This window comes from Kallipyga gabonensis, assembly GCF_001286805.1.
GTDB lineage: Bacteria > Bacillota > Clostridia > Tissierellales > Peptoniphilaceae > Kallipyga > Kallipyga gabonensis.
This window is the reverse complement of record NZ_CXYV01000002.1, coordinates 25,113-39,918: the sequence shown is the minus strand read 5'-3', so window position 1 is coordinate 39,918 and position 14,806 is coordinate 25,113. Positions and strand designations below refer to the sequence as shown.

Here is a 14,806-nt window from a genome sequence, read left to right as displayed (position 1 = left end):
ATTATGAAAGAAGTGCAAAAAACCAAGCGATTCTTGTCTCTTTTCTTAGTTCTTTCCTTGGTTATCGGACTCATTGTTCCGGGTTTCACCCCTGACGTCCTGGCAGAAACATCGCCTATGTCCGGTAAGGGAAAAAATGTATTAGCTAAATCAGGAAATGATGGAGATGTTGCTTCGGTCAATGGAAAGTCTTACCCTTCATTGCAGGAAGCTATTAATGAAGCAGGGGAAGGGGATACAGTTCAGCTGCTTGTGGACCGGACAGAGTCTGTCACCATTGAAAAGGCCCTCACGATTGATTTAGGAGACCATAAACTGACTTCAGCTTCTTCCGGTACAGAAATCAAGCCGGCTATTACCATAAAAAAGGTCACAGTGACCGTGAAAAACGGAGAGATTGTCGGTGGAAAGACAAGATTTACGAGCCAAGCCGGGGCCATCAAAGCTGACAGAGGAGGCTTTAACCTGGAGGATTTGACCATCTCCGGAACCACCGGACCGGGTTATGCCATTTCCATAGCTAATTATTCAGGGATTAGTCAGGATTTGGAGATAAATAATCTGACCATCAGTGGGAACCAAGCGCACGCCATTAATGGCGGGACAAAGGATAATCTGACCTTCACCAACTGTCACTTCGATAACAATACCCCGGAAGGTGATAATCGCTTAGTGGCCATTGGTGGTCGAGGGAAAAAAGTATTTAAAGATTGTACTTTCCTGAAAAATAAGGCCCAGGGAATTCTTTATGCAGATGGGGAGTATATTCATTGTCGGATTGAGGAGAATGAATCATACAACTTATCCATCGTTGGAGGAGATAACTATACCCTTACCAATACTGTGGTAAAGAATAATATCAACACTTTTCAATATGCTGTGGCCGGAGTTAATGTTTCTGAGCTCATCTTGAATAATAGTGCCATTTATAATAATAAGAACACGGCTGGGGGAATGAACGATTTAGGAGAAAATTGCAGGGGGGTTGATGTCACAAAAATGAAGGACCCCACCGACCCCAGCAAGGATTTTTCTGATTATGTCGTGGATGAAAAGGGAACGGTTGTTTATAAGAAGCCTACATTTGAAGCTGAAATTAATGGAAAGAAGTATAAAACACTTTCTGATGCCATTGAAGCTGCCCAGCCCGGAGAAACCATTAAACTGATCAATACCAATGAAGCAGGGGAACCTATACCGGTTCATGTGCCGGATACCATGTATATCGATGATAAGGTCACCATCGATTTCAATGGTCGGGATATTACTTCCGGCAATTGGTGGCCCTTCGGCATTCGGGGCGATAAGGCTGATTTTTCTTTGATTAATACTGATCCGAAGATTGTGGAGCTTGGAGGTTCTCCCTTTGTTTATGATATGAACCAAATCCTTCACATAGGGGACAGGGTTCGTGTCACTGATGATATTTGGCATAATCAGAAAACGATCATTGATGGCAGCCATGACCGCCTTTCTTTGGTGAGTGATGATGAACTTAATGATGGAAAAACCATGCCCATCAATTTTGGGCCGAATTTTAAGTATACGGGCAAAGATGGGACTTTGAAGTTTTCGCTAGCGAAAGAAAAAGAGGCTCTTAATGATGAGAAAACGGAAGTTACTGACTTTGTGATCGCCCATGGCGCCAGTCCGGATTTGGTGAAGAAGCTCTCTCTTAAAGGGGTGACCAACCCCATGGTCAGGGTAGTGTTCAAACCGGATCCCAATAATGAAAATATTGGGGACCTGGTCGTCCATAAAGAGATCGCTTCTGCCATCTATTGGGATGGACAAAATGGATCGGATGAGAATCAAGGAGAAAGCAAGGACAAGGCGGTAAAAACTTTTGCACGAGCCAAGGAAGTTGCGGAGGAATTAGCAAAAGATAATCCGCATGTTATCGTCTATATGATGAATACCGTCAAGGTTGAAGGTAAAGAAAAATGGGAGCTTACCAATCCTGATAAGATCACCTTCTACAGGGAACCGAGCTTTTCCGGCTACTTGGTTGAGGTTACCTCTACGGGAGACTTGACCCTGGAAAACATGACCATTGACGGAAATAATAAAGTCGATCCTGTCCATGGTTCACTGGTCTTCGTTAATGGTGGAAAATTAACGATAGGGAATGGTGGTGCCTTACAGAACAACCGCTTGGTTGACGAAGGCAAGGGGTACCCTTATCCATCTGCAACCGGTGGAGCGGTTTTTGCCAAGGACGAAGCAGTCATTACCCTCGATGGGGGTAGGATTTCCGGCAATGAAGCCGTCTGGGGAGGGGGAATCTTTTCTCAAGGAAAGAATCTTTCTTCTGAAGATACTTCTTCTGCGGGAACACAAATTATCATTCGGGACGGAATAATTACGGACAACCATGCGGTCAATAGCGACGGTTATACTGCGGCAGGTGGTGGTATCGCCACCTGGTACCAAACCAAGTTGGTCCTCAGTGGTGGCGAAATCTCCAAGAACACATCCGAGAAGCAGGGGGGTGGTATCTCGCTGGGGACCCCCAATGTAGTCAACAACGGAGGATACTCCGAATTAGAGATGACCGGTGGATCGCTCCTGGAAAACACGGCAAGAAGTTCGGGTGGGGGTCTGTTTATTCAGGGCTCCAACTATAAAGAAGGCTACGCCAGAGCAAATATTAAAGCCGGGCTTTTTAAGGGGAATAAGGCATTAGGCGGCATTTTCAGTGGGGGTGGCATCTATGTTAATGGAGGTCATAACAGAAAGGGTTATGCTTCAGGAAAATTATTTATAACAAACGCCCTTATCACTGACAATAGCGCAGGAGATAGCGGCGGTGGTTATGCGGCTTGTCCCTCTTCCAATACCGAGATTTATGTGAATGAAGGTGCAGCTATCTTTGGCAATGATGCCGATGAATCAGGTAAGGACCTTCATATTGATGCCACCATACTCTGGGGTGGAATTAACTGGAGCCCCAAATATGAGATTTCGGAATCGATGTTAGGGGGAGTTCCCTACCACTGGACCTTCGACGATGGAAAAGAAGCACCTCTCAGCTATCTGCATGGGGTTCTTCGTAATGCCATGTTGAATTTGAATAGCCAAGGGCCAGGAGAAGATGAAAAAACCGTTAGAGATCTTGCTAAGGTGATTATCACCGGTAATTACGCCGGTGCAAATGGTGGCGGAATCGGATCCAATGGTGATGTTATTATTGGGAAAAAGGACACCATCGATGTCACTGTTAATAAAACCTGGAAGGATAATGAAGACAAGGCCAAAAAACGTCCTGAATCGGTGATGATCGGGCTATATAGACAGGTCGAAGGTAGCAAGGAAGAGCCTATTTATATTGGCTTTAACCTGGTTAAGGCAGATAAAAAGGGAAATTGGTCAACCATCTTTGAGAACCTGCCAAAGGCCAATGATAAAGGTGAGCTCTATGTTTACACCGCCCGGGAAATCTTTGATGAAGATAACACCATTCCCTATAAGAGCGAATCAAAGGACAGTGTTTCCGGCCAGTCAGGAACCATAAAGATGGTCAACACCTATGAAACGATCGAAATTTCCGGGTCCAAGACTTGGGATGATCAGAGTAATCGCTACGGGAAACGCCCGACTTCCATTACCATCCGCTTACTGAAGAATGGCCAGGAGCTCCTCTCGAAAAAGGTCTCTGCCAATGAAGAATGGAAGTGGACTTTTACCGACCTGCCCAAGTATGAAAATGGTAAAGAAGTTCAATACACGGTTAGCGAAAATGCTGTCCCGAGTTACAGTGCAAGCTATTCGAAATACGATGTGACGAACACCTATACACCGGATAAGACCAGCGTCCAGGTAACCAAGGTCTGGGATGATGGAGATAATCATGACGGCAACCGGCCCAAGACGGTTACGATCCGGCTCTTTGCGGACGGTCAAGATACCGGTAAAACATTGACCTTGACCGCTGAGGATAACTGGACCGGGACCTTCACCGGTTTGGAGAAAGAGAAGTCCGGCCGACAGATTGTTTATACCGTCAAGGAAGTGGATTTAGGCAAAAGGTATGAGGTGACGATCACCGGAGATGCTTCTACCGGATTTATTGTGAAGAATGCCTATAAGCCCCCTATCCCGGAGAAACCGGAAGAACCGGAGAAGCCAGAAGAACCGGAGAAGCCGGAAAAACCCAAGAAGCCGGAAGAACCCAAGAAGCCGACCAAGCCCCATAAGTCGCCCCCAACCGGCGACAATACTAGCCTCTACGTCTGGTCGGGTCTATCTGTACTGGCCCTGGCCATGTTGGCTTCAATAAGAAAGTGGTATAAAAAGGGCAAAAGAAGCTAATTTCTTTTTCCTTAGAGTGTAAGTCATAGAAAAGAACCGGGTTTCCCTGACCGAGTCAAGGGGACCCGGTCCTTTTTTTTAGAGAATTATCAGTCAAAGGGAAAGAGTGCTAAAATTTCACGCAAAGTCTTGAAATCTCCGGCCGAAAATCGTATACTAGTAATAGTCAAAGATGGTCAAAAAGGAGGAGCAAGTGAAATATAAAGACTACTACGAGACGCTCGGGGTCGATCGGTCGGCCAGTCAGGAGGCCATCAAAAAGGCCTATCGAAAACTGGCCAAGAAATACCATCCCGACTTGCACCCCGACGACCGCTCGAACGATGAAAAGTTCAAAGAAGTGAATGAAGCCTATGAAGTATTGGGCGACAAAGAAAAGAGAAAGAAGTACGATACTTTCGGATCCAACTACAATTTCCAGGCAGGTCAGAATTTTGATCCCAGAGACTACGGTTTCTCCGGCTTCCGGAATGGTGGGGGGACCTATACTTATTCGACCTCCGGAGGATCAGGAGATTTTTCTGACTTCTTCGACCTCATTTTTGGAGGAGGTTCAGGATTCGGCACCGGCAGACAGGCCGGACCCTCCGGTTTTGGTGGGTCCGCAGGTCGGAAGAAATCTCCTTTCGCTGACTTGGGAGACCTCTTTCATCGGGGGAGTGGAGGTAAAGCACCTGGGCAGTCGCCCGCCTATCAAAGCGATTTATTCTTATCCCTTGAAGAAGCTTTTCAAGGAGGAAGCCGCTCTTTAACCTTCAACCTACAAGGGCAGACTAAGGATATTCTGGTCAAGTGGCCCGCCGGGATCAAGGAAGGGCAGAAGATCAAAATCAGAGGAGACAAGCAAGGTTTGGATGGCGACCTTTTGTTGAAGGTTCACATCCAAACGCCCTACGAATTAGAAGGATTAGACATCACCATGGACCTGGAGGTCCTTCCCTGGGAGGCCTACTTCGGAGGGAAAAAGACCATCGATACCCTCCATGGCAAGCTCAAGGTCAAGCTGCCGGCCAAGTCCCGGTCGGGACAGAAGATCCGCATTCCACGCAAGGGCTACCAGGACCGAAAGAAGAACACGGGTGACCTCTACCTCCGCATCATGATCAAAAACCCGGAACACTTATCCCCGGAGATGGAAAAACAATACAAAGACGCCATGAAGGGCGTCTAGGAGGATATTATGCAGGAAAAATTCACACAAAAATCCTTGGAAGCCATCCAAGATGCCCAAAAAGCGGCGGTAAAAAATGGCAACCCGGAGGTCACCGACCTCCATTTGCATTTAGCCTTGACTATGGACAGCGATGGGCTGGTAGCCCGGGTCCTCAAGGCCATGAACATCGACATCAGGCTCTACCAAACCGACCTTAGCCGGGCAGTGGACAACCTCCCGGTCCAGGAAGGCCAGAGCCAGGTCTACCCCAATGCCATCTTCCAGCGGGTCCTCCTTAAAGCGGAGGACGAAGCCAAGGAGATGGGGGATGACTACATCTCCGTGGACCACCTCTTTTTGGCCCTTTTCGATGAGAAAAATATCCCCTCCCGCCAGATTTTCGACCAATATGGGGTGGACAAGAAGATCTTTAAGGAAAAGCTCCTCTCCATCCGGGGATCCCGGAAGGTGACCTCGGATAATCCTGAGGAGACGGAGGATGTTCTGGAAAAATATGGCCGGGATCTCACCGCTCAAGCTCGGGAAGGCAAGGGTGACCCCATCATCGGTCGGGATGAGGAGATCCGCAATGTCATCCGGATCCTGACCCGGCGGACCAAGAACAATCCCGTCCTCATCGGTGAGCCCGGAGTCGGTAAGACGGCCGTGGTCGAAGGCCTGGCTCAGCGGATCGTCAACGGCGATGTTCCCTCTTCTCTTAAGGAAACCATGATCTACGAGCTTGATCTGGGCCTCCTTTTGGCCGGAGCCAAGTACCGGGGCCAATTCGAGGAGAGGCTCAAGGCCGTCCTCAAGGAAGTGGAGGAGAGCCGGGGGCGGATCATCATGTTCGTCGATGAGCTCCATCTCATTGTCGGAGCCGGTCGGACGGACGGGGCCATGGATGCTTCCAACCTCATGAAGCCCGCCCTTTCCCGGGGGAAGATCCACGTGATCGGGGCGACTACCCTTAATGAATACCGGGAGTATATTGAAAAAGACGGGGCCTTGGAGCGTCGCTTCCAGAAAGTTATGGTGGATGAGCCCTCCCTGGAGGACACCGTGTCCATCCTTCGGGGGATCAAGCCCAAGTACGAGCTCCACCACGGCCTTCGGATTTCCGATGGGGCGGTCATCGCAGCGGCCACTCTGTCCGACCGCTACATCACCGACCGCTTCCTTCCGGATAAGGCCATCGACCTCATGGATGAAGCAGCGGCCATGGTTCGGACCGACCTGGATTCCATGCCCCAGGAGTTAGACGACCAAAGGCGACGGATTCTCCAGCTGGAGATTGAAAAGGTGGCTCTGACCAAGGAAAGCGATGAGGCTTCCAAGCGTCGGTTGGTGGAGCTGGAAGAAGAGATGTCCCGGATCAAAGAAGAATACAATGCCGGCTATATTGCCTGGGAAAACTCCAAGAAGGCCCTGGAAGAGACTACCGACCTTAAGGAAGAAATCGACCGGGTCAACCACGAGATCGAAGAGGCGGAGAGGAACTACGACTACGAGAAGGCTTCCGCCCTCCGCTACGGCAAGCTCAATGACCTCAAGGACCAATTGGACCGGGCAAACAAGAAATTGGATGAGGACGAATCCGCCGTCAAGGAAGAGGTGGGCGAAGAGGAAGTCGCCGAAGTGGTCTCCAAGTGGACCGGGATTCCGGTCGCCAAGCTGACCCAAAGCGAAAAGGACAAGATTCTGGATTTGCCCACCCGGCTCAAGGAAAGGGTGGTCGGCCAGGATGCCGCTGTTCTGGCGGTGTCGGATGCCATCATCCGGTCCTCTTCCGGCCTGAAAGATGCCAGCCGACCCATCGGGTCCTTCATTTTCCTGGGCCCCACGGGGGTGGGGAAGACGGAGCTGGCCAAGGCCCTCACTCAAGCTATGTTCGATGATGAGAGAAATATGGTTCGGATTGATATGTCCGAGTACATGGAAAAGTATTCGGTCTCCCGCCTGATCGGGTCGGCCCCGGGCTATGTGGGCTATGAGGAAGGGGGTCAGCTGACGGAGGCGGTCCGCCGTCATCCTTATAGCGTGGTTCTCTTTGATGAAATCGAAAAGGCCCACCCCGATGTCTTCAACATCCTCCTCCAGGTCCTGGACGATGGCCGTTTGACCGACAACCAGGGGCGGACGGTGGACTTCAAAAACACCGTCATCATCATGACCTCCAATATCGGTTCAGACTATATCCTGGAGGGCATGGGGGAGGACGGAGAGATCAGCCCGGAGGCCAAGGGAAGAGTGAATGAAGACCTCCGCCGGGTCTTCCGGCCCGAGCTCCTCAACCGGATCGATGACATCATCCTCTTCCGGGCCCTGGGCAAGAAAGAGGTGGAAGCCATCATCGACCTGGAGATCGAAAAGATCGATGACCGTCTGGTCGACCTGGGGATCAGCCTCCATGCCGACGATAAGGCTAAAAATCTCATCCTGGAAGAAGCTTATTCACCCCAGTTCGGAGCTCGTCCGGTTAAGCGTTATCTCCAGAAGCATGTGGAAACATCGCTTGGACGGAAGCTCCTGGAGGGGACCATCTTCCCCGATCAGGAAGTGACCATGACTGTGGAAGATGGGGAATTGACCTTCCGGGCCCAAGAATAAAGATATTGAGACTAAAGTCGCCTGACTTCAAGGAGCCGGGCGACTTTTTTTGTCCCATGAAGAAGTCGAATTGACCCCGGGGGAGGTAAAGTCGCCCGCTTTGGGTTATAATTTTTTTAGACCATTTACAAGGGCAGGGGAAAGAGGATGCCTGCCGACAGATGAAAGAAATCTAAATCGCAAGGGGGACCATACATGACAGAAATAACAAGGAAATCCAAGTACCCACTGACCAGGATGGAGAAGGCCTGGATCGGCTACGACATCGGAAACTCCGCCTTTACCCTCCTGGTCTCCACCATCTTCCCCATCTACTTCAATTCCCTGGCCGAGGGCGGGGGACTGCCCCCCCACATGGCCCTTGCTTATTGGGGCTATGCCACCGCCATCACCACCCTCATTGTCGCCATCCTGGGTCCGATCTTCGGGGCCATGGCCGACGTCCGGGGAAAGAAAAAGAAGCTTTTCGCCATGACTGTGGCGGTGGGGGTACTGACCATGATGGCTCTTATGCTCCCCCTTTCCTGGTTCCAGTTCCTGGTCTTTTTCATCATTGCCCGGGTGGGCTACCAAGCCAGCCTGGTCCTCTATGATGCCATGCTGACGGACATCACCGAGCCCGAGCGGATGAGCCGGGTCTCCTCCTACGGCTATGCCCTGGGCTACATCGGGTCCACTGTCCCCTTCATCCTCTCCCTGGTTCTTATCCTCATGGGAGAAAAGATCGGCTTGTCCATGCAGGTTCGCATGGGCGGAGCCATCATCATCAACGCCATTTGGTGGCTGGCCTTCACCATCCCCCTCTATAAGAAATTTGAGCAAAAGTACTACATTTCCGAGACCATGGGATCTTTGGGCCAGGTCTTCCGGGGCCTGGGGAAAACCATCCTGGACCTCCGCCACTTCAAAAAAGCATTTCTCTTTCTGATCGCTTTCTTCTTCTATATTGACGGCGTCTATACCATTATCGACATGGCTGTGGCTTACGGCGGCTCCCTGGGTCTGGATTCCACCCAGCTTCTCTTGGCCCTCCTATTAACCCAGTTTGTAGCCTTCCCCTTTGCTCTCCTTTTCGGCAGACTCTCCAACAAGGTTGATAATGGCCTCTTAATTAAAGTCTGCATCGTGGCCTATGCCCTTATCACCCTCTTCGCTGTTCAGCTGGACAAGGTCTGGGAATTCTGGTTCCTGGCTGTTTGCGTAGGTATGTTCCAGGGAGGGATCCAGGCCCTCTCCCGGTCCTACTTCGCCCAATCCATCCCCAAAGAAAAGTCCGGCGAATACTTCGGTATTTACGATATTTTTGGGAAGGGAGCCTCCATCACCGGGGCTATGTTGGTCTCGGCCATTTCCCAGGCCACAGGTCGGCAGAACCTGGGTATCCTGGCCCTGGTCATCCTCTTTGCTTTTGGGCTTTATTTCTTCATCAAGGCGGATAAGGTTGACCGAGAGGTCATTATTTAACCCATCCAGCCCCAAATCATTTTTCTTCGTAGAAAGCAGGCACTCATGTCTCCCATTGTCATCCCAAAAAACTACCAGCCCAAATTGGATGCCTACGACATTCAGCGGGCCATCGACTATATCAAGCAGACCTTTCAGTCTGAATTCTCCACCACCATGAACCTCCAGCGGGTTTCAGCCCCCCTTTTCGTCGCCCAGGACAGCGGTCTCAACGACAACCTTTCAGGCAAGGAACGCCCCGTCGCCTTTGACATCCCTGCCCTGGACAAGGAAGGGGAGGTGGTTCACTCCCTGGCTAAGTGGAAGCGGGAGGCTCTGGGTCGTTACGGTTTCTCCCCCTATGAGGGGCTCCTGACCGACATGAACGCCATTCGGCGGGATGAGGACCTGGACAATATCCATTCCATTTATGTTGACCAGTGGGATTGGGAGGAAATCATCCGGGAGGAAGATCGGAATACCGACTTCCTCCGGGAGACGGTCCAAAGGATTGTCGATTCCATCTGCAATGTCAACCACCTCCTCAAGTCCCGCTTTCCCTCCCTGGATACGGAGATTGTTCGTCAGGTCACCTTCATCACCGGCCAGGAATTGGAGGATCTCTATCCCGGCCTGACAGCCAAGGAAAGGGAGCGGGCCATCTGCCGGGAGAAAAAGACGGTCTTTATCCAGGGGATTGGCAGCCCCCTTCGTTCAGGCAAGCCCCATGATGGCCGGGCCCCCGACTATGATGACTGGGACCTCAACGGCGACATCCTTTTTTACAATGAGATCCTGGACGATGCCTTTGAAGTTTCTTCCATGGGAATCCGGGTCAACCCCCAAAGTCTGGACCGCCAGCTCCACCTGGCCGGGGCGGGGGAGAGAAGAAGTCTTCCCTACCATCAAAACCTTTTAGCGGGCAACTACCCCCAGACCATTGGTGGTGGTATCGGCCAATCCCGCCTTTGCATGTATATGATCGGTACCGCCCACATCGGAGAGGTTCAGGCCAGCCTCTGGGATGAGGAAACCAAGGCAGCCTGTAAGGCAGCGGGAATCCGCCTCTTATAAAGGAGAAGGACCATGTACAAACTTTATGCCAAGCAAAAAGTCTTCAAGATCGTTGATGACTATCAGATTTTTGACGAGGAAAAAAATCCGGTCTACCAGGTGGACCAGGATTTTACCTTCTTCGGGCACCGGGTTGAGGTGAAAAAACTCAACTCGGACCTTACCTTCCTCATCGAGAAGGTGATTCCAACGCTCCTGGCCAGCTATACCGTGGATTTTTCCGACGGGACAGGTTTCCGGGTGGAACAGGAATTCAGCCTCTTTCGTCAACGAATCACCGTGATCTCGGACTACTACCAGCTTCAACTGGAGGGGGAGGTTTTCAGCTTTGATTTTGATATTTTTAATGGAGAGGACCTGGTGGGCCATATCGAGCGGGAATGGCTGGCCTGGGGTGACACCTATACCATTACGGTTATCGATCCTGTTTTCGAAGAGGAATTGGTGGCCCTCATGATTGTGGTGGACCACCTGCTTGACATGGCTGATAATCGCTAAAATAATGGCTTTCTTTCAACAGCTTGGAGGTTTTGCCGATGCCTTGGCAGCCGGACCTATTGCAGCAAAGGCGGACTGTCCGGTCCTACTGACGAAGATGGCCGGACTGCCTACGTCGATGGCCAAGCATATCCAAAAGGCAGCCTTTGAGAAAATCATTATTGTTGGCGGTGTGAAAGCCGTAAGCCAGGCAGTTTCAGACGCAATAAAGTAGAAAATGACTAAGCGTTAAAAAATGGGCCGGACCCGGAGGAGGACTCCTTGGGATCCGGTCCTTCACTTTTTTGCCACAAGTTCCATAATTCGGTTGACAAGAATGGGTGTCCTCGGTTAGAATAGCAAAGTACTACCTAAAGGAAAGGGACTTTAGGAAAATTCATCTACATTTTTGTAGGTCTGGAGAGTTGTCCGAGTGGCCGAAGGAGCATGATTGGAAATCATGTATACGCAACAGCGTATCGAGGGTTCGAATCCCTCACTCTCCGTGCACTATACGGGGAGTTAGCGGTGCCCTGAACCTGCAATCCGCTATAGCAGGGTAGAATTCCCGGCCTCGGGGTTTTGCGAGCAGACGTAAGTCTTGGCAAGTGGTGTTGACTACACGGTCTCAGGCAATGGAGAGCCATGAACCATGTCAGATCCGGAAGGAAGCAGCATTAAGTGGTCCACCTTCATGTGTACTGAGGCAGCCGTGTACGAGCAAACTACCCGGAAAGAAACCTGCTCCTGGCTTCAAAGCCGGGTGTGCGGTCTTATGGAGAAGCCCAATGGGCTTCTTTTTTTTATTCTCTCCCTTTTGTGGGAAGAAGGCTTGACCCTTGGTGGGGTATAGGTAAACTATCTGTTTGCCTTATAATCTGTTCTGTAGGGAAGAGAGATTTTAAGAAAATAGCGATTTTATACATAGGAAGGAAAGAAAATGAAGAAAAATGGGGTGATGTACCAGGCTTTTTATTGGGATTATCCGGAGAACTGTTTATATAAAGAACTGGCGGAAAAGGCAGGGGAACTGGCTAAGTTGGGAATATCTGGCGTTTGGATGCCGCCGGCAGCCAAAGGAACCAGCCCCCAGGATGTGGGCTACGGGTCTTACGACTATTGGGATCTGGGCGAGTTTGATCAGAAGGGGAGCGTCCGGACCCGGTATGGAACCCGTAAGGAGTTGGAAGGGGCAATCCTGGCCCTCCATGACCAAGGTTTACAGGTCTATGCAGATATGGTATTTAACCATAAAAACGGGGCGGATGAAAGCGAGGTCTTTCAGGCGGTTATGGTGGACCAAAATGACCGGTCAAAAGACGTTGCGGAAGCCCAGGACATTGAGGGTTGGACCAAGTTTACTTTTCCGGGAAGAAAGGGAAAGTATTCTGACTTCATTTGGCACTATTATCATTTTAATGGAATTGACTTTGACCAAAAGACGGGGACAAATGCCATCTACCGAATAATGGGCGAGGGAAAATATTGGAACCGGGGAACGGATCTGGAAAAGGGGAATTTTGACTACCTGATGGCGGCCGACATCGACCATGACCACCCGGATGTAGTGGAGGAGCTTACCCGTGTGGCTGACTTCATGGTCAATGAGATGGGTTACGATGGATTCCGCTATGATGCCCTCAAACACATCTCGTCCAACTTCATTGATAAGCTCTCCGCCCATATTCTGGAAGAAAAGCCCGATTTCTATTTTGTTGGGGAATATTGGAGGAATAACCAGGAGGTTATGGACCACTATTTGGAGAATACAGGGTACAATGTGGACCTCTTTGATGTCCCCCTACATTTTAACTTTGCTCAGGCCGCCTCGGATCCTAACTACGATATACGAAAGATTTTCGATGGATCCCTGGTTCAGGATAAGCCTCTGACGGCAGTGACCTTTGTGGATAACCATGATTCCCAGCCCGGCCAGTCCCTCCAATCCTGGGTGGACAATTGGTTTAAGGAAATTGCTTATGCCCTCATTTTATTCCGTAAAGATGGATACCCCTGCGTTTTTTCCGGCGATCTTCTGGGCATCCCTGATGCCGATTATCCGGGCATGGGCGAGCAACTGAAGAAGATGCTCAAACTTCGACAACAGGTTGCTTACGGAGACCAGGACGATTACATGGTTACCCCGACCAAGATGGGCTGGGTCCGCCGGGGAACAGAGGACCACCCCTACCCCCTTGCCGTCCTGATTTCGACAGGAGATATGGACCAGGAGCGGCTTTTTGTGGGTAACCGGGAAGCCGGTCAGGTATATAAGGATTGGTCAGGGAAAAATGAGGAGGTCACTATTGATGATGAGGGTTTCGGAAACTTTACCGTCGCTCCGGGATCGGTGACCTACTGGACACGGAAAGACCTGGACCTTGAAGACTGAGTCCTCAGGGAAAAAGGAATGTTAGAGCTTATGTTCAGGGAGAGGGTGAGGAGGTTAGGGTGAAGTATTATGCGGTAAAAGAAGGACGAACACCCGGAATCTATCATTCCTGGGAAGACTGTAAAACCCAGGTGATGGGCTATAAGGGAGCAATCTACAAAAAGTTTTCCAACCGGGAGGAAGCCCTGGCCTTCATTGGAGGTGATCAGGGGGGAAACGGAAAATCCATGGAGAACAAAGGGGAAGATCTTAACCGGTTAGGAGAGGGCGAAATGGTTGCCTATGTGGACGGATCCTACCTGGCCGGAAAAAAGCGGGCCGGCTACGGTGTCGTTCTTTTTTCCAATCAGGGTAAAGAGACTTTTTGCGGTCCGGTTTCCGGCTCCGACACTAAGTCGCGTAATGTGGTAGGAGAGGTTATGGCCGCCAAGGTTGCCATGAAAGAGGCCCTGCAAAGAGGGGCAATATCCCTAACGATCCATTATGATTATGCCGGGATCCGCCACTGGGCCATGGGGGAATGGAAGGCCAATCTCCCCTTAACTCAGGAGTATCGAGCCTATGCTCAAAAGATGGGGGAGGACTTGGTCCTTTCTTTTGTTAAGGAAGAGGCTCATACCGGGGTGGAATATAACGAAGAAGCGGATCTCCTGGCAAAAAAAGGAGCAAACATGGAGATCAATAGCTAAAAAAAAACCTCCGTCTACATGACGGAGGCCTCTTCTTTTACGATTCCAGAGAGCTGGTGCAGTGAGGGCAACGGGTGGCGTGAATATCAATTTCCGACTTGCAGTAGGGACAGATTTTCGTTGTCGCCTCTTCGGCAACTTCTTCTTTTGTTCCCTTGAGATTCTTCGCCTTATTCATGGCTTTAATAATGAAGAAGAGAACCAAAGCAATGACCAGGAAGGAGATCACCTGGTTGATGAAGTTGCCGACACCGAATTCAATGGGGCCGGCCTTGACCACCCAATCCTGGAAGTTAACATCTTTCAGAAAGACATTCAGAAGGGGAGTGATAATATCAGCTACCAGAGAGTCGATAATTGCCTTAAAAGCAGTGGCGAGAATGACACCGACAGCCATATCCATGACATTACCACGGGAGATAAATTCCTTAAATTCTTTGATCATTAAAAAATCCTTTCTTTTGGGCCCGGAAAGTAAAATGGGAAATAGTGGGCCTCTATCGATCAATCAATAAATTCTTTCCTCTTCACTTATACCATTAAAGAAGAAAAATCAACAAAAAAGAGCTTGAAAAATTTGGAAAAACGATCTCGTATTCAATTGTGAAATCCTTTCTCCCGTGTTAATATGTGTTAAAGGAAGGGACACCGCATTTC

Annotated in this window: 10 protein-coding genes, 1 tRNA gene and 1 other RNA gene; 11 read left to right on the top strand and 1 reads right to left on the bottom strand. The window is 50.1% G+C overall.

Annotated elements, in window-relative coordinates; translation table 11 throughout:
• Window positions 1-3: 3 nt before the first annotated feature.
• The 11 genes from BN2373_RS01605 (at window position 4) to BN2373_RS01555 (ending at window position 14,149) form a co-directional block, all read left to right on the top strand.
• Window positions 4-4,311 carry a Cna B-type domain-containing protein gene (locus BN2373_RS01605; RefSeq protein WP_053942450.1) on the top strand — a complete coding sequence of 1,436 codons (4,308 nt, stop codon included), beginning with the start codon at window positions 4-6 and terminating at the stop codon, window positions 4,309-4,311.
• Between the two features lie 193 nt (window positions 4,312-4,504).
• Window positions 4,505-5,482, top strand: a complete 978-nt coding sequence (locus tag BN2373_RS01600; protein WP_053942449.1) for a DnaJ C-terminal domain-containing protein — start codon at window positions 4,505-4,507, stop codon at window positions 5,480-5,482.
• Window positions 5,483-5,491: 9 nt separating this feature from the next.
• On the top strand, window positions 5,492-8,074 hold the full coding sequence (gene clpB, locus BN2373_RS01595; protein ID WP_053942448.1) for an ATP-dependent chaperone ClpB: 2,583 nt from the start codon (window positions 5,492-5,494) through the stop codon (window positions 8,072-8,074).
• A 195-nt stretch (window positions 8,075-8,269) separates the two neighbouring features.
• Window positions 8,270-9,538: an MFS transporter gene (locus BN2373_RS01590; protein WP_053942447.1), complete on the top strand. Its 1,269-nt coding sequence runs from the start codon at window positions 8,270-8,272 to the stop codon at window positions 9,536-9,538.
• A gap of 45 nt (window positions 9,539-9,583) precedes the next feature.
• Window positions 9,584-10,591 carry an aspartate--ammonia ligase gene (gene asnA / locus BN2373_RS01585; protein ID WP_053942446.1) on the top strand — a complete coding sequence of 336 codons (1,008 nt, stop codon included), beginning with the start codon at window positions 9,584-9,586 and terminating at the stop codon, window positions 10,589-10,591.
• 12 nt (window positions 10,592-10,603) lie between these two features.
• Window positions 10,604-11,089: an LURP-one-related/scramblase family protein gene (locus tag BN2373_RS01580; protein WP_053942445.1), complete on the top strand. Its 486-nt coding sequence runs from the start codon at window positions 10,604-10,606 to the stop codon at window positions 11,087-11,089.
• A gap of 4 nt (window positions 11,090-11,093) precedes the next feature.
• Window positions 11,094-11,303: a cell wall-binding repeat-containing protein gene (locus tag BN2373_RS01575; protein ID WP_154826103.1), complete on the top strand. Its 210-nt coding sequence runs from the start codon at window positions 11,094-11,096 to the stop codon at window positions 11,301-11,303.
• Between the two features lie 184 nt (window positions 11,304-11,487).
• Window positions 11,488-11,574, top strand: a tRNA-Ser gene (locus tag BN2373_RS01570).
• Window positions 11,572-11,839: signal recognition particle sRNA large type (ffs, locus tag BN2373_RS07610), an RNA gene on the top strand. The genes BN2373_RS01570 and ffs overlap by 3 nt, the downstream gene beginning before the upstream one ends.
• A gap of 169 nt (window positions 11,840-12,008) precedes the next feature.
• On the top strand, window positions 12,009-13,460 hold the full coding sequence (locus tag BN2373_RS01560; protein ID WP_053942442.1) for an alpha-amylase: 1,452 nt from the start codon (window positions 12,009-12,011) through the stop codon (window positions 13,458-13,460).
• Between the two features lie 59 nt (window positions 13,461-13,519).
• A complete protein-coding gene (locus tag BN2373_RS01555) occupies window positions 13,520-14,149 on the top strand; it encodes a ribonuclease H1 domain-containing protein (RefSeq protein ID WP_053942441.1) in 630 nt (209 codons plus the stop codon).
• A 37-nt stretch (window positions 14,150-14,186) separates the two neighbouring features.
• On the opposite strand, the gene mscL is transcribed toward BN2373_RS01555, so the two are convergent.
• Window positions 14,187-14,594, bottom strand: a complete 408-nt coding sequence (gene mscL, locus BN2373_RS01550) for a large conductance mechanosensitive channel protein MscL (RefSeq protein ID WP_053942440.1) — start codon at window positions 14,592-14,594, stop codon at window positions 14,187-14,189.
• Between the last annotated feature and the right edge of the window lie 212 nt (window positions 14,595-14,806).